The following is a 15,436-nucleotide window of genomic DNA, read 5'->3' on the forward strand; positions in this document are numbered from 1 at the left end:
GAATCCTTCCTCCCGGATCATTGCTAAACACTGTTTAGCAATTGCATAATAAACGTCGTTTAGTATCGCAAGGGCCATGGCCGTATCGTTGACAGAGGAACAGGTTGGTGCGGTGCGCGAACGCATCCTGCGCACGACCGAACGCCAGATCGCCACGCGGGGCATCGACGGCACCTCGCTGCGCTCGATCGCGACGGAGATAGGCTGGACGGCGGCCTCGCTTTACCGCTATTTCGCCAGTAAGGGCGAACTGCTGGCCGCCGCGCGCGCCGCCGCGCACGACCGCTTTTCGGACCGGATCGAGGCCGCCTATGCCAGTGCGGACGATCCGTGGCAGCGCTCGCGCGCGATCGGCGACGCCTATGTCGCCTTCGCCTTTACCGAGCCGGCGGCGTATCAGCTCATCTTCGCCTACAACCAGCCCGACAGCGAACGCACCGACGACCTGCGCCGCGCCGAAGCGCGTTCGCGGATGACGATGACAGGCTATGTGCGCGACATGGTGACCGAAGGACTGCTGGAAGGCGATCCCGACGCAATCGCGCAGTCCTACTGGGCGGCGCTGCACGGGCTGATCGTGCTCCACATGGCGAACAAACTGGGCGACGCGCCGGGGTTCGAACGGATGCGGCACGAAGCGGCGCGCCTCATCACGCGCGGCGCCCGCCCCCTCCTATCCCGGCAGTCGGATGGGTAGCCCGTCAGCCTAGGGCAACGACCTCGTCCACCAGAGACTCGTCCGCCGGCACCTGTCCGTCGAGCATCAGCATGGCAAGCCCGTGGACCAGGCTCCACGCCCAGATCGAACGAACCTCGGCCGCGCGACTGTCCGGCGCGGCGCCCGCCGCCTGTGCGGCGTTGGCCCGCAGGAACGCCATCGCGTCGGTGCCATCGACATGATCGGCCGACGGCGGAGCCGACGTGAAGATCATGCGGAACAGCGCCGGGTGCGCCAGCGCGAAGCGGACGTAAGCCCGCCCCGTCGCCGCAAAGCCAGCCGCTCCGCCGCCCGCTGCCACAGCCGCCTGCCGTTGCGCCGCGCCGAGCCGCTCCAGCCCGTCCGCCGCGAGCGCCGCCAGAAGGGCAGCCTTGTCAGGAAAATGGCGATAGACGGAGGTCGCGCTGACCCCCACGGCGCGCGCCACTTCTCGAAGCGAGAGATCGTCCGCCGCGCGCGTTTCAAGCAAGCGCAGGCCCGCCTCGATCAGTGCCGCGCGCAGATCGCCGTGGTGGTACTTCCGATCCATGTTGACACTGTTATCATTATTCGCCATGTTCACACCGTAAACATAGGGAGACGATCATGGCCACCAAAATCGACGAGGAACTGGCCTGTGCCCCCGTTCCCGTTTCCGACCATCCCTTCCTTTCCGGCATCCACCGCCCGATGACGGCGGAACACACGATCACCGACCTCGCCGTGGACGGCACGATCCCCGCCGCGCTCGACGGCTGCTACCTGCGCATCGGCCCCAACCCGATCACACCCGATCCGGCCAATTATCACTGGTTCTCCGGCGATGGCATGGTCCACGGGCTAAAACTCGCGAACGGCAGCGCGCAGTGGTATCGCAACCGCTGGATCCGGTCGGAACGGGTGGCCGAGGCGCTTGGCGTGCCCAAGGCCCCCGGCCCGCGCAACCTGTTCGACACCGTGAACACCAATGTCCTTGCGATCGGCGGACAGACTTACGCGCTGGTCGAAGCCGGCAGCTATCCGGTGAAGCTTGGTCCCACGCTGGGCGACCAGCAGTACGATGCCTTCGGCGGCACGCTGCTCGGCTCCTACACCGCGCACCCGCATCTCGACCCGCTGACCGGAGAGAACCACGCGATCTGCTACAGCGCGCATAATCCGGGCGAAGTCCGCCATGTCGTCGTCGATGCTCACGGCAAGGTGACGCGCGAACTGGCGATCCCGGTTGAACACGGCCCGATGATCCACGATTGCGCGATCACCGCGCGCTACGTGGTGATTCTGGACCTGCCCGTGACCTTCTCGCTGCCAGCGGCGATGGCGGGCAAGCCCTTCCCCTACCGCTGGAACCCGCAGCACCGCGCGCGCGTGGGCCTGCTGCCGCGAACCGGCGCGGCGTCGGACGTGATCTGGTGCGACGTGGAGCCATGCAGCGTGTTTCACGTAGCCAACGCCTACGACCGGGCGGACGGCGCGGTGATCATGGATGTCTGCGCCTATGGCACGATGTTCGGCCCGGAAGCCGTCGGCCCCGACGGCGCGGCGCGCGGGCTGGAGCGCTGGACGATCGATCCCGTGACCGGGACGGTGGCGATCGCCACGATCGACGCTACCCCGCAGGAATTCCCCCGTCCCGACGAACGCCGCTTCGGCCAACCCTATCGCTATGCCTATGCCATGGCCGTGCCCACCGATCCGGCGGCGGAATTCATCGGTGATACCCGGCTGTTCCGGCACGATCTGGTGGAGGGCACGCGGCAGGTTCACGATTTCGGTCCGCGCCGGCATCCGGGCGAATTCGTGTTCGTCCCCGCATCGGAAGACGCGGCGGAAGGCGAAGGCTGGCTGGTGGGCTTCGTCGTCGACATGGCGAACGACACCACCGACTTCGTGGTGCTGGACGCAATGCGCTTCGAGGAACCGCCGGTCGGCGTGGTCCACCTGCCGCATCGCGTGCCGGCAGGCTTCCATGGCAACTGGGTGCCGGGCTGACATCACCGCACGCGGAGATTTCGTCTCGTAAAAGCGCCAGCAAGATCGTGGATCACAGTGATCGGGGAAATCCGCGAGACTTTCGCAGCGGCCAACCCCATCATGAACGCATGAAACAGATCGAAAACGCCATCGCCTTGCCCGTGCGGCAGATCGTGCCCCCCGCGCAGCTTGCCATTGGCGGGCTGATTGCGCTGACCGGCGCGGTCATCGCGCTGGCGCCGCTGGTCACGCCGGGCTGAGAACACAGCCCGAGCGCGTGATCCTAACGCGCGTGCGCCGGTTTGCCCTTGCGGTGCGGGCGCTTTTCGGAGCCTGGGCCGCCTGGCCGATGCGGTTTGGGCGCGCCGTGATTGCCGCGCGGGCCGTTCGGACGGGGCCTGTCGTTGGGTCCATCGTTGGGGCCACCCCGCTGCTGGCGCGCGTTGCGCCGGGCGGTATCGCGCGGCGGCTCGGCCGCCAGTTCGATCGTGACGCCGCTCTCATCGCCGGCATCCTCGCGCGCGGTGCGCTTCACTGCAGCGACGAAGCGCGCTTCCAGCGTTCGAGGAATCTGGAACCAGGTCTCGTTGGCGGCGATGCGGATCGCGCCCACCTCGTTGCGGGTGATATGTCCGCGGCGGCACAGCAGCGGCAGAATCCAGCGCGGATCAGCGTTCTGGCGGCGGCCGATATCCATGCGGAACCACACGATATCGTCGAAGCCTTCGCGGTGATGCTCCTTGCCCCGCTCCGGCTTCCCTTCGCGCGTGGAGATGTCGATCAATTCCTCGGGCTCGGGCATCGCCTTGCGGTGCGCCTGCACCAGCGCGGCGGCAATCTCGATCGCGTCGCGGCGGGACAGCAGTTCGCCGGCCAGCGCGAGATCGGCGTCGCTCGCTTCCACCGGTTGCGTGAGAATTTCAAGCAGGCGTTCGCGGTCGCGCTGGCGGATCACCTCGGCATCGGGCACCGCGATCCAGTCGGCGGAAATGCGCGCGGCGCGCAACATGCCTTCCACCCGGCGGCGGCGCGGATAGGGCACGATCAGCACGGCGGTGCCCTTGCGCCCGGCGCGGCCGGTACGGCCGGACCGGTGCTGCAGCACTTCGGCATCGCGCGGCACCTCCACGTGGATCACCAGGCTGAGCGTGGCGACATCGATGCCGCGCGCGGCGACGTCGGTCGCCACGCAGACACGTGCGCGGCCGTCGCGCAGCGCCTGTAGCGCATGGTTGCGCTCATTCTGGCTGTGCTCTCCTGAAAGCGCCACGGCGGCGAAGCCGCGTTCGACCAACGTAGCGTGAAGATGGCGCACGTTGTCGCGCGTGGCGCAGAAAAGCATCGCCGTTTCCGCTTCGTGGAAGCGCAGCAGGTTGATGACAGCGTGTTCGATGTCGGCCGGCGAAACGGTCACCACCTCGTAGGCGATGTCGCCATGGCCCTGCCGTTCGTCGATCGTCGAGACACGCAGTGCATCGCGCTGGTAGCGCTTGGCCAGCGCCTGGATCGGCTTGGGCATCGTCGCCGAAAACAGGAAGGTGCGGCGGCCTTCGGGCGTGGCGTCGAGCAGTTCCTCGAGATCGTCGCGGAAGCCCATGTCGAGCATCTCGTCCGCTTCGTCGAGCACCGCGAAGGCGGCGGCAGAGAGGTCGAGCGCGCCGCGCTCCAGATGATCGCGCAGGCGGCCGGGCGTGCCAACGACGATGTCCGCGCCCTGGAACAGCGCGCGCCGTTCGCGCACCGGGTCCATCCCGCCGACGCAGGTGACAATGCGCAGCCCCGCCTTGCCGAACAGCCAGGCGAGTTCCTTGCTGACCTGCAGCGCCAGTTCGCGCGTGGGGGCGATCACCAGCGCGCGCGGCGCCTTCGCGCCATCGGGAATCCCGCGGGCGGCGAGCAGGTCTTCCGCCATGGCGACGCCGAACGCCACCGTCTTGCCGGAACCGGTCTGCGCGGACACGAGCAGGTCGCGCCCCTGCGCCTCCGGCTCCAGCACCGCTGCCTGCACAGGGGTGGGCGCCTGATAGCCACGCTCGGCAAGCGCGGCGGCAACGGATTCAGGAAGGGTCGAAAACGGCATGGAACAGGGCTTCTCGGCTGGATTGGGAGCAGTCCGCGGGCGACGTGCTCTAACGATCCGCCGGATGAACTGGGTATGAAAGCGCGCGGTAGGTGGCCGGGCACGAAAGTCAATCAAAACCGCGTATTTCAAGCCGCAGGCACCCGGCGTTTTGCCAACGGATCAATTCCGTGCCGTATCGAGGAATGCTTGTGCCGCGCGGCTGACGCGCCGTGCGCGATGCCGCAGCAGCAGGAAATCGCGCTCGACCAGCGCGCAATCGAGTTCGCGAACAAGGCCCGCGGCCACGCGTGGCCCGGCGGCCAGATCGGATACTGCCGTCACCAATCCGCCCGCGCCCAGCGCTTCCAGCACCGCGCCGTTGGAAGGAAGCTCCAGCCGCACGTCGAGATCGGCCAGCGTCAGGCCGAACCGCGCGTGCAGGCTGTGCTCCAGGTGGTTGCGCGTGCCCGATCCCTGCTCGCGCAGCACCCAGCACGCGGTCGCGATGTCCTCGCGCGCGAGCGGGCGGCCGGCGAGCGGGTGTGCAGGCGCTGCATAGAGCGCGAGGCGGTCCCCACCGATCCGCTCGACGGCAAGAATATCTTCGTCCACCCCGCCCTCGACGAAGCCGAGATCGGCCGCGCCCGCCAGCAGCGCCGCCACCGCCTGCGCGGTGTTGCCGACTTCGAGATGCAGCGTGACTCCGGGGTGTGCGGCGGCAAAGGTGGCCATGCGGCAGGGCAGCCAGTACGTCGCGACCGTCTGGCTGGCGGCGATGCGCAGATCGCCCCGCTTCAGCCCGGCCAGATCGTCGAGCACGCCCAGCGCATCGGCCGCCTGTGCCAGCACCGCGCGCGCTTCGGGCAGGAAGGCGCGGCCCGCGTCGTTCAGTTCCAGCCCGCGCCCCACGCGATCGAACAAGCGCGTGGCGTGGCGTTCCTCCAGCGCGGCGATGGCGGCGCTGACCGCGGGCTGCGTCAGATGCAGGCGTTCCGCCGCCGCGCGCATGTTCAGCGTTTCGGCAACGGCGACGAAAATGCGCAACTGTTCGAGCGTCATGCAGCGGCCGCTATTCAGGCGTGATGCGCAGCACCGGCTTGACCACGCTGCCGGTCTCGCTGGCGTGCACCGCCGCGTCGATGGCGTCGAAATCGAAATAGCCGATCAGGCGCTCGAACGGAAAACGGCCGGCAACGTGCAAATCGATCAGTTCGTGCAGGAACGGACCGATGTCGCTGTCCCCGCCCAGCACACCCATCACGGTGCGCCCCTGCCCCATGAACGCCGTTTCGTTGAAGGCGAGCGTGGCTTCGGGTCCGGACGCGCCGACCATCGCCAGCTTGCCCTTGGGCGCCAACAGATCGAACGCTCCTTCGATCACCCGGGCGATGCCGGTCGTGTCGAGGGCATAGCCAAGCCCGGCCGGGCAGGCCGCGCGGATCGCGGCGGCCACATCGTCGCGCGCATTCACCGTGTGCGTCGCGCCCAGTTCGCGGGCCAGCGCCAGGCGATCGTCGTTGATGTCGATCGCGAAGATCGGATTGGCCCCGGCGATCCGCGCCGCCATGATCGCGGCGATGCCGACCGTGCCCGTGCCGAACACCGCGACCGGCATGTCGGCGCGCACCTTCATGCTGCGCAGCACGGCACCCGCGCCCGTCATCAGACCGCAGCCCAGCGGGGCCAGTCTTTCCAGCGGGATCGCGGCGGCGCTTTCGGGCACGACCACCACGTTGCGCTGGTGCGCGATGGCATGGGTGGCAAAGCTCGACTGGCCAAAGAAATTGGCGTGGAGCGGCGCACCATCGCGAAAGAGCGTCGGCGAACCGTCGGCCCGCGTACCGGACCAGTTGTGCGGAAAGAAGTTGTAGCAATAGGTCGGCGCCTCGACCGCGCAACTGGGGCAATCGCCGCAGCTGTTGAAGCTCATCAGCACGCGGTCGCCCGGTTTCGCGGCGGTGACCGCGCTGCCCACGGCCTCGACGATCCCGGCTCCTTCGTGGCCCAGCACGATCGGCAGCGGCACGGGCAGCTGCCCGTCGCGCACCGCCAGATCGGTGTGGCACACGCCGCAGGCCACGATCCGCACGCGCAGTTCGTCAGGCCGCAGCGCGTCCAGCGTGGCGTCCTCAATCGTGAACGGGGCGTCCTTGCCCCGGCAGACGGCTACTTTCGCCGATACGGTCATGTCCCCTCCGTTATCCGTTTCCGCTTATCCGGCTTCACCTGTCATGGCTTTGCGCCACCCCGGATGATGCTCAGCCACGGGTTGAGATCGGCCTCGCCCACCTTGACCAGCTTGTTGCGGTCGCGGTGCGCGAACGGCTCCTTGCCGCGTACCACCAGCGTGGTGTCGCTGATGTAGCTCCATGATCCGTCGGCGTTGAAGGTCACGTCGATCTGGTAACGATCGGTGCGGAACGCCTCTTCCAGAAAGGTCGTCGAACAGATGCCGTAGTCGGTCCTGCCCCGTTCGGCGGAGAGCGAAAGGCGCGTGTCGTCCTTTCCGGCGTGGCCCGAAGCCATGGCGATCTGCCCGCGCGGGATGGCCAGCGTCTGCATGATCAGGCCGGTAGCCGGTTCCCACAGCCAGAACCCCACCTGGTCGTGGAAGGTGATGTCCTCCTCCACGGTGTTGATGTGCTGGTGATAGCGCAGCCCGTAGAGCAGCTGGGGGCCATTGGCCTGCGGATCGATCGGCTGCATCTCGATCCGCTCGTAATAGGCGCGCCGTTCTGGACCGTCGGCCTTCGGCGCGATGTCGATGCCACCGCGCCCTTCCCAGATGCCGGCCAGATGGCGCAACGGCCCCAGATTGGCCAGCGCGTCAGGATCGACGTCCTCGGGTTCGGTAAAGATGTCATCGGGAATGGCCATGCGTCTCCTCTTTCGGTCACGGTCCGCGTGGTGCTGTGCGGTGCGGCATTTATCCTAGCGCCGAACCACGGCACGAACAGCGCGAAATTGCGGGATCGTGGCGAGAGGTGGAAGAAACGCATAATGGTTGTAACACCCGATAGTATGAAGTATTTTTAAGTTCTGCATACAATGGGGCGGAATGAGCGGGCAGTGGGCAAAGCAATGCGAGCCGGGCAAAACGGTGTGCCCGAAACGACCATGGCCGCTATTGCAGCGGTCTTGTGCCTTGCGTGCACGCACGCCGCGCTTGCCGCCGAGGAAGCGCCCCCGCCGGGCGACGACATCGTCGTCTATGGCCGCGCCCTGCCCCAGATCGGCACCGCGATCTCCGGATCGCAGGGCGTGGTGGGCTACCAGGATTTCGAGAACAAGCCGCTGAGCCGGGTGGGCGAACTGGTGGAAAACGTGCCCGGCGTGATCGCCACGCAGCATTCGGGCACGGGCAAGGCCAACCAGTATTTCCTGCGTGGCTTCAACCTGGACCACGGCACCGATTTCGCCGGCTTCGTCGATGGCGTGCCGGTCAACATGCGCACGCATGGCCATGGGCAAGGCTATCTCGATCTCAACTTCCTGATCCCCGAACTGGTCGAACGGATCGATTACCGCAAAGGCCCCTATTTTGCCGACGTGGGCGATTTCTCGTCAGCCGGCACCGTGCAGTTCACCACCGCCAGCCGCCTTGCCCGTCCCATCGCCGAAGCGACCGTGGGCATGTACGGCTATTATCGCGCGCTCGCCGCCGGCAGCGCGGGCGTGGGCAATGGCGATCTGCTGGTGGCGATCGACGGCACCCGCTCCAACGGACCGTGGGATCTCAACGAGGATCTCCGGAAAGTGAACGGGCTGGTCAAGCTTTCGCAGGGCACGACGAATCATGGCTGGAGCCTCTCCTTCACCGGCTATCACGCCACCTGGAACGCCACCGATCAGGTGCCCGAACGCGCCATCGCCAGCGGGCTGATCAGTCGCTGGGGCAATATCGATCCAGCGCTGGGCGGCCGCACCACGCGGCTGGGGCTGACCGCCAACGCCACGCTGGGCGGCACAAGGCTGAACGCCTATGCGCTCTATTACGATTTCCGCCTGACCTCGAACTTCACCTATTTCCTGAATGATCCGGTCAACGGAGACGAATTCCAGCAAGCCGACCGGCGGGGCGTGTTCGGCGGTTCGGTACGGCACGATTTCGCGCCCGCCACGGTCGGCAGCGTGCCAGTAACGTTCGCGGTGGGCGGCGATGTCCGCTGGGACCATATTGGCACGATCGGCCTCTACAGCTCGATTGCCGGCACGCGCAGCGGCACCGTGCGGCAGGACAAGGTCGATGAATATTCCGGCGCGCTCTATGCCGAAGGCACCGCTGCGCTGACCGGCCGGCTGCGCCTGACGCTGGGGCTGCGCGGCGATGTCTATGGCTACGATGTCGATGCCCGCACGCTGCCGGTCAATTCGGGCAAGGGAACGGATGCGCTGCTCAGCCCCAAGGTGGCGCTTGCCTGGCGCGCGGCGGACCATCTCGAATTCTACGCCAACTATGGCGAGAGCTTCCATTCCAATGACGTGCGCGGCGCGTCGATCCGCGTCGATCCGGCCACCGGCGATCCGGCGGAGCGGGTGCAAGTGCTGGTCAAGGCGCGCGGCGCGGAACTGGGCGCGCGCGTGGAAACCGCGCGCTTCACCGCCTCGCTCGTCGGCTTCTGGCTGAGCCTCGGCTCCGAGCTGGTGTTCGTGGGCGATGGCGGCACGACCGAGCCGAACGACGCCACCCGCCGCTACGGCGTGGAAGGCAGCCTGTTCTGGCGGCCGACCGACTGGCTGACGCTCGATGCTTCGGCCGCCGCAACGCGCGCACGGTTCCGTGGCGTCGCGCCCGGCGCCACGTTCATTCCCAACGCGGTCAGCAACGTCATCTCGGCCGGCGCGGCAGTGGATTTCGGCAAGGGTTTGAGCGCCTCGCTGCGGTTGCGCCATTTCGGTGCGGCGCCGCTGATCGAAGACGATAGTGTGCGCTCCGATCCGACCACGCTGGTCAACCTGGGCGCCTATTACGCGCGCGGCCGGATCAAGCTGGGGCTGGACGTGCTCAACCTGTTCGACGCCAAGGACGCCGACATCACCTATTTCTATGCCTCGCGGCTGCAGGGTGAACCCGCCGGCGGCGTCGAAGACCGGCACATCCACCCGGTCGAGCCACGCCAGGTGCGCGCCTCGATCCGTTTCGCGTTCTGACAGAACCGCCGTCGGGTCCGCTGGACTGCTATTCCTCGCCCATGCGCAGCGCGGCGATGAAGGCTTCCTGCGGAATCTGCACGTTGCCGTATTCGCGCATCCGGGCCTTGCCCTTCTTCTGCTTTTCCAGAAGCTTCTTCTTGCGGGTGATGTCGCCGCCATAACACTTGGCGGTGACGTCCTTGCGCAGCGCGGCAATCGTCTCGCGCGCGATGACCTTGCCGCCGATCGCAGCCTGGATCGGAATCTTGAACAGATGGCGCGGGATCAGGTCCTTCAGGCGCTCGCACATGCCGCGCCCGCGCTCCTCGGCCACCGCGCGGTGCACGATCATGCTCAGCGCGTCGACCGGCTCGTTGTTGACGAGGATGCTCATCTTGACGAGATCGCCCTCGCGCAGTCCGATCTGTTCGTAGTCGAAGCTGGCATAGCCGCGGCTGATCGATTTCAGCCGGTCGTAGAAGTCGAACACCACCTCGTTCAGCGGCAGCTCGTAATTCACCTGCGCGCGCCCGCCGACGTAGGTCAGCCCCGTCTGGATGCCGCGCCGGTCCTGGCACAGCTTCAGGATCGACCCGAGGTATTCGTCGGGGGTGTAGATCGTTGCCTTGATCCACGGCTCGTCGATCTGCTCAATCCGGTTCGGATCGGGATAATCGGCGGGATTGTGCAGCAGTATCTCACGCGCGTCGTCGGTCTTGCTCGCGCGCAACTGGATGCGATAGACCACAGACGGGCTGGTGGTAATCAGGTCGAGGTCGTATTCACGGCTCAGGCGCTCCTGGATGATTTCCAGGTGAAGCAACCCCAGGAACCCGCAGCGGAAGCCGAAGCCAAGCGCCGCGCTCGATTCCATCTCGAACGAGAACGAAGCGTCGTTCAGCCGCAGCTTGGCGATGCTTTCGCGCAGCTTGTCGAAGTCGGCGGCGTCGACCGGGAACAGGCCGCAGAACACCACCGGCTGCACTTCCTTGTAGCCCGGCAGGGCCTCGGTGGCGCCCGCCTTCACCGTCGTGATCGTGTCGCCGACCTTGGCGGTTTCGACCTCCTTGATCTGCGCGGTGATGAAGCCGATCTCGCCCGGCCCCAGTTCCGGCAGTTCCTCGCGCTTGGGCGTGAAGCAGCCGACGCGGTCGATCAGATGCTCGGTGCCGCCCTGCATGAACTTGACCTGCAGGCCCTTCTTGATCACCCCGTCGACCACGCGCACCAGGATGACGACGCCGAGGTACGGGTCGTACCAGCTGTCGACCAGCATCGCCTTGAGCGGGCGGGTTCGGTCGCCCTTGGGTGGGGGGATGCGGGCGACCACGGCGTCGAGCACGTCCTCGATGCCGATGCCGCTCTTCGCGCTGGTGAGCACCGCCTGGCTCGCGTCGAGACCGATTACTTCCTCGATCTCGGCCTTGACCTTCTCGGGCTCGGCCGCGGGCAGGTCGATCTTGTTGATCACCGGCACGATCTCGTGGTCGTGCTCGATCGACTGGTAAACGTTGGCCAGCGTCTGCGCTTCCACGCCCTGCGCCGCGTCCACCACCAGCAGCGCGCCTTCGCAGGCGGCCAGGCTGCGGCTGACCTCGTAGGCGAAGTCGACGTGGCCCGGGGTGTCCATCAGGTTCAGTTCGTAGGTCAGCCCGTCCTTAGCCTTGTAGTTCAGGCGGACGGTCTGGGCCTTGATGGTGATCCCGCGCTCTTTCTCGATATCCATGTTATCGAGCACCTGCGCGCTCATCTCGCGGTCGGTCAGGCCGCCCGTGAACTGGATCAGGCGGTCGGCCAACGTCGATTTGCCATGGTCGATATGGGCGATAATCGAGAAGTTACGGATCAGTGCAAGCTCGGTCATGCGCCGCCGTTAGCAGCGGCGGGCGCACAAGTCAGCCACCTTCGTCATCCCACCTTGCGCAGGCCCGCCGGCTCGGTCTGCACGGCCGGTACCGCCTTCACCGCCACCGCCGCGATCCGCCCGTTTTCGTCAAGGTGCAGCGGTTCTGCGAACTCCACGCCCATGCGCTCTCCCTCGCTCCACTTGCAGATCGCGGTGACGGCATAGGTTTCCGACAGATAGAACCGGAAGCTCGTCTCGGGCGGCACGTTCCACAGCCCTTCGATCAGAGCGCCCGATTGCGAAATGTTGCGAACCGTGCCGTTGTAGCGGTGGCCGCCATGTTCCAGCACCACCTTGCGCAGCATGGCCTGGCGCGGCGCGCGGGCGGAACGGGGGCCGTGCGCCACCGCGATCAGGCCGGTCGACAGCCGCGCCGCGGCGTCCAGCGCGGACAGCGGCCGTTCGTAGATATAACCCTGCACATGGCTGCACCCGAGTTCGCGCACGAGGTCCAGCTCGTCGAACGTCTCGACGCCTTCCGCCGTGGTTTCCATCCCCAGCGCTTCGGCCAGGCTGACGATCGAGGCGATGATGGCGCCGTTGATGCTGCCTGGCTGCGTTGCGCCGCGCACGAAGCTCTGGTCGATCTTGATCTTGTCGAACGGGGCCTTCTTAAGATAGCCGAGCGAGGAATAGCCGGTGCCGAAATCGTCCAGCGCCATGCGCACGCCGATCGCCTTCAGCGCGCGGAACATCTGTTCGGTGCCCTCGTCATCGTTGATGAACACGCTTTCGGTGATTTCCAGTTCCAGCCGCTGCGGATCGACCTGCGCGTGGGCCAGCGCCTGCGTGACGATAGACGGCAGCGCAGGATTGGCGAACTGCAACGCCGAAACGTTGACCGCCACGCGCACGTTCGCGGGCCAGCGGGCCAGATCCTTGCATGCCGTGCGCAGCGCCCATTCGCCGATTGCGGCGATCATCCCGGTATCCTCGGCGATCGGGATGAACTTGGCCGGCGAAACGAACCCGTGCTGCGGATGGTTCCAGCGCAGCAGTGCCTCGAATCCGGTGATCTTCTCGGTCGCCGTCTGCACGACCGGCTGGTAATAGAGTTCGAGCCCGCCGTTCGCCACGGCGTCGCGCAGATCGTTTTCCATCTTGCGACGCTCCTCAGCGTCGCTGTGCAGGTCGGCCGCGTAGAAATGATAGCGGCCTCGCCCGCCGTCCTTCGCCGCATAAAGCGCAAGGTCGGCGTTGCGGATCAACGCCTCGCTGGTCACGCCATCGCCGGGCGCCAGCGCGATGCCGATCGACGCGCCGATCGTGACCCGGCTGCCTTCCAGCGAATAGGGCTGCGAAAGCGCCTCGATGACCCGCGCGGCGAGATGCCCCAATTCGTCACGATCGATCTTGCCGGGGAAGATGACCTGGAACTCGTCGCCGCCGAGGCGGCCAACGCGCCCCATCGCACCCACCGTGCTCTCCAGCCGCTGCGCCACCTGCTTGAGCAGCGCATCGCCGGCGGGGTGCCCCATGGTATCGTTGACCTGCTTGAAGCGGTCGAGATCCAGCAGGAACACGCTGCACTCCCGATGCTGCTCCTGCGGCGCGTTGAGAATCTTCTCCAGCGTCTGAGAGATGCGGAAGCGGTTGGACAGCCCCGTAAGCGAATCGAAATGCGCCAGGCGCGATGCATGTTCCTGCGACCGGCGCTTTTCGGTCAGATCCGCGCCCGAACCGCGAAAACCCTGGAAGTTGTTGAAGGTGTCATAGGTCGGCCGGCCCGTGATGGACCACCAGCGCTCGTCGTCGCGGCACACCGCGCGCACCGCCAGTTCGCTGAAGCTGGAGCGCGCCGAAAGGTGGAAGGTGAGCGTGCGCTCGCCGTCGCCGGACTGTTCGGACAAGTCGAACAGGTCGGTGAAAGGCTTGCCGACAAGGTCTTCCGTCTTGCGGCCGACGGTTTCGGCCACGGTCGCGGACAGATAGGTCAGTTGCCCGCGCCGGTCGGTTTCCCAGAACCAGCCCTGCCCGGTCTCTTCGTATTCGGCGAGGAGCTCCTGCGCGCGGGCCTGCACGCGCTGCGCCTCTTCGGCCTGCTCCTGCGCGAGCCGTTCGATCTGGCGCTGGCGCAGGAAGGCGATGACCGTGATGACCGTGCCGATCGCCAGCGTGGTGAAGCCGCCAATACGGCTGGCCACGCACGTGACGCCGGACCACATCGCGATCTGCGCGACAAGCACGCCTGCAAGCCGCCCGGATTCGGTCACGCTCGCCAGCAGCGAAATCGTGACCAGCACTGCCAGGCATTGCAGCCACGGCATCAAGCCGGCCATCGCCAGCAGGCCGATGGCGGAGCCATAGAGCATCATCGGCAGACCGATGACCAGACCCATCAGGCTCATCCGCTGGCCGGTGGAAAGCCGCTTGGTCTGTTCCAGCCGCACCGCGTATACCGAACAGAACGCCACCACGGTGGCGATGCCGGCCAGAACCGTCGGCACCAGAGGCGGAACCACCATGTTAAGCCCCGTGAGCGCCACCATGCCGCCGAGCATGGCAATGCCCATCTGCGGCCATTCCTTGGCGATCAGGTTGTTCTCGCGCCCCACCCCGAACAGGAAGTTCGACATCGCGGTGCCATCCTGCACCGGACTCGTCCGGTCCCGACGGCGATGCGTTCGCGCGAAATCGCGCACGCCAACGGGCGGCATCTCCTCGGTTTGAGAAGCTATCTGCAAGCGGGAACTTTCAAGATCGGGCATTGGCCCCGATTGCCCGATTTGCTTTGAGAAACGGTTAAGCGGCGCGCCTCGGAAACGGCTTCGGTCCGCCCTTTCTCGTGCGGTCCCGGCATGCTAATCCGGCCCCGGTTTGCGGAGGCAGGGTTTCGGTTCGTGTCGGGTACAGCGGAATTTTCGATGATCGGCGTTGCCGGACGGCGGCTTCGCATGGGGCAATGGCATCGCGAAGCCTCAGGGCGGCGACCGCTGGTCTTGCTGAACGGCATCGGCATGAACATCGAATTGCTGGAGCCGGTGGCGCGGGAACTGGACGATCGCCGGATCATCAGCATCGACATGCCGGGCATCGGCAAGTCGCCCGATCCCGTCTTCCCCTATACCATCCCCTGCATGGCGCTGACCCTGGCGACGTTGCTCGATCGGCTGCGGATCGACCGTGCCGACATTGCCGGCATCAGCTGGGGCGGCGCGGTGGCGCAGCAGTTCGCGTTCCAGCACCGCGCCAAGACCGGTGGCCTGATCCTGGCCGCCACCGCATCGGGCGGCGCGACGATGGTGCCTGCCAACGGTTCGATGTTCAGCCACCTCGTCGATCCGATGGAATATACGGTGGAACGGGCGCTGCGCCGCAACCTGGCCTCGCTCTACAACGGCGGTGGGCGCGGCAGCGTGTCGTTGAACGCCGCCAAGGCGCCCTCCCCACTGGGCTGGGCCTGCCAGATGACCGCGTTCGGCGCGTGGAGCAGCGTTCCCTTCCTGCCGCTGATCTCCCCGCCCACGCTGATCATGGCGGACGAGGACGATCAGTTGATCCCGCCCGCCAATTCGCACTTCCTCCACAATGCCATTCCCGGCAGCCAGCTCGAAATGTTTCGCGGCGGCGGGCACCTGTTCATGCTGTCGGATCCGGTCTCCTTCGGGAATCGCGTGCGCGCGTTTCTGGATGCCGCCGCCCGCAAGGGCTGACCGCACACGCC

Annotated in this window: 12 protein-coding genes; 5 read left to right on the forward strand and 7 right to left on the reverse strand. The window is 66.5% G+C overall.

What is annotated here, in order from left to right:
* The first annotated feature begins 76 nt into the window (after window positions 1-76).
* Complete coding sequence (locus tag NMD1_RS16645; RefSeq protein ID WP_125955695.1) at window positions 77-697, forward strand: TetR/AcrR family transcriptional regulator; 621 nt, start codon at window positions 77-79, stop codon at window positions 695-697.
* A gap of 4 nt (window positions 698-701) precedes the next feature.
* Here the strand turns inward: NMD1_RS16645 and NMD1_RS16650 are convergent, their stop codons facing one another.
* On the reverse strand, window positions 702-1,247 hold the full coding sequence (locus tag NMD1_RS16650) for a TetR/AcrR family transcriptional regulator (RefSeq protein WP_125955697.1): 546 nt from the start codon (window positions 1,245-1,247) through the stop codon (window positions 702-704).
* 56 nt (window positions 1,248-1,303) lie between these two features.
* Between NMD1_RS16650 and NMD1_RS16655 the strand changes: the two genes are divergently transcribed.
* Together NMD1_RS16655 and NMD1_RS21680 are read left to right on the forward strand one after the other, a co-directional pair.
* Entirely contained in the window at window positions 1,304-2,689 is a 1,386-nt protein-coding gene (locus NMD1_RS16655) for a carotenoid oxygenase family protein (protein ID WP_125955700.1), read from the forward strand.
* Window positions 2,690-2,799: 110 nt separating this feature from the next.
* The gene (locus NMD1_RS21680) at window positions 2,800-2,931 is read left to right on the forward strand and encodes a hypothetical protein (RefSeq protein ID WP_255352114.1); all 132 of its coding nucleotides are present in this window, start codon (window positions 2,800-2,802) and stop codon (window positions 2,929-2,931) included.
* Between the two features lie 23 nt (window positions 2,932-2,954).
* Here NMD1_RS21680 and NMD1_RS16660 read toward each other — a convergent pair whose 3' ends face one another.
* The 4 genes from NMD1_RS16660 to NMD1_RS16675 form a co-directional block, all read right to left on the reverse strand.
* Window positions 2,955-4,751: a DEAD/DEAH box helicase gene (locus NMD1_RS16660; protein ID WP_125955702.1), complete on the reverse strand. Its 1,797-nt coding sequence runs from the start codon at window positions 4,749-4,751 to the stop codon at window positions 2,955-2,957.
* 162 nt (window positions 4,752-4,913) lie between these two features.
* Window positions 4,914-5,792, reverse strand: coding sequence for a LysR family transcriptional regulator (locus NMD1_RS16665; protein WP_124807314.1), 879 nt, complete (start codon window positions 5,790-5,792; stop codon window positions 4,914-4,916).
* 10 nt (window positions 5,793-5,802) lie between these two features.
* Complete coding sequence (locus tag NMD1_RS16670; RefSeq protein ID WP_125955705.1) at window positions 5,803-6,921, reverse strand: NAD(P)-dependent alcohol dehydrogenase; 1,119 nt, start codon at window positions 6,919-6,921, stop codon at window positions 5,803-5,805.
* Between the two features lie 41 nt (window positions 6,922-6,962).
* Window positions 6,963-7,610, reverse strand: a complete 648-nt coding sequence (locus NMD1_RS16675; protein WP_125955708.1) for an FABP family protein — start codon at window positions 7,608-7,610, stop codon at window positions 6,963-6,965.
* A gap of 240 nt (window positions 7,611-7,850) precedes the next feature.
* On the opposite strand from NMD1_RS16675, the gene NMD1_RS16680 reads away from it, so the two are divergent.
* Window positions 7,851-9,884: a TonB-dependent receptor gene (locus NMD1_RS16680; RefSeq protein WP_233497731.1), complete on the forward strand. Its 2,034-nt coding sequence runs from the start codon at window positions 7,851-7,853 to the stop codon at window positions 9,882-9,884.
* Window positions 9,885-9,912: 28 nt separating this feature from the next.
* Here the strand turns inward: NMD1_RS16680 and lepA are convergent, their stop codons facing one another.
* On the reverse strand, window positions 9,913-11,730 hold the full coding sequence (gene lepA / locus NMD1_RS16685; protein ID WP_124807310.1) for a translation elongation factor 4: 1,818 nt from the start codon (window positions 11,728-11,730) through the stop codon (window positions 9,913-9,915).
* Between the two features lie 44 nt (window positions 11,731-11,774).
* The gene (locus tag NMD1_RS16690; protein WP_375600807.1) at window positions 11,775-14,366 is read right to left on the reverse strand and encodes an EAL domain-containing protein; all 2,592 of its coding nucleotides are present in this window, start codon (window positions 14,364-14,366) and stop codon (window positions 11,775-11,777) included.
* A 270-nt stretch (window positions 14,367-14,636) separates the two neighbouring features.
* Here NMD1_RS16690 and NMD1_RS16695 point away from each other — a divergent pair, with 270 nt between their 5' ends.
* The gene (locus tag NMD1_RS16695) at window positions 14,637-15,425 is read left to right on the forward strand and encodes an alpha/beta fold hydrolase (RefSeq protein ID WP_125955714.1); all 789 of its coding nucleotides are present in this window, start codon (window positions 14,637-14,639) and stop codon (window positions 15,423-15,425) included.
* Window positions 15,426-15,436 lie beyond the last annotated feature (11 nt).

The sequence above is a fragment of the Novosphingobium sp. MD-1 genome (assembly GCF_001014975.1).
In the GTDB taxonomy this organism is placed as follows: Bacteria; Pseudomonadota; Alphaproteobacteria; order Sphingomonadales; family Sphingomonadaceae; genus Novosphingobium.

Excerpts from the sequence above, each read along its gene's own strand:
- NMD1_RS16645 (WP_125955695.1), top strand. The coding sequence starts at position 77 with ATGGCCGTATCGTTGACAGAGGAACAGGTTGGTGCGGTGCGCGAACGC.
- NMD1_RS16650 (WP_125955697.1), bottom strand. The coding sequence starts at position 1,247 with ATGGATCGGAAGTACCACCACGGCGATCTGCGCGCGGCACTGATCGAG.
- NMD1_RS16655 (WP_125955700.1), top strand. The coding sequence starts at position 1,304 with ATGGCCACCAAAATCGACGAGGAACTGGCCTGTGCCCCCGTTCCCGTT.
- NMD1_RS21680 (WP_255352114.1), top strand. The coding sequence starts at position 2,800 with ATGAAACAGATCGAAAACGCCATCGCCTTGCCCGTGCGGCAGATCGTG.
- NMD1_RS16660 (WP_125955702.1), bottom strand. The coding sequence starts at position 4,751 with ATGCCGTTTTCGACCCTTCCTGAATCCGTTGCCGCCGCGCTTGCCGAG.
- NMD1_RS16665 (WP_124807314.1), bottom strand. The coding sequence starts at position 5,792 with ATGACGCTCGAACAGTTGCGCATTTTCGTCGCCGTTGCCGAAACGCTG.
- NMD1_RS16670 (WP_125955705.1), bottom strand. The coding sequence starts at position 6,921 with ATGACCGTATCGGCGAAAGTAGCCGTCTGCCGGGGCAAGGACGCCCCG.
- NMD1_RS16675 (WP_125955708.1), bottom strand. The coding sequence starts at position 7,610 with ATGGCCATTCCCGATGACATCTTTACCGAACCCGAGGACGTCGATCCT.
- NMD1_RS16680 (WP_233497731.1), top strand. The coding sequence starts at position 7,851 with ATGGCCGCTATTGCAGCGGTCTTGTGCCTTGCGTGCACGCACGCCGCG.
- lepA (WP_124807310.1), bottom strand. The coding sequence starts at position 11,730 with ATGACCGAGCTTGCACTGATCCGTAACTTCTCGATTATCGCCCATATC.
- NMD1_RS16695 (WP_125955714.1), top strand. The coding sequence starts at position 14,637 with ATGATCGGCGTTGCCGGACGGCGGCTTCGCATGGGGCAATGGCATCGC.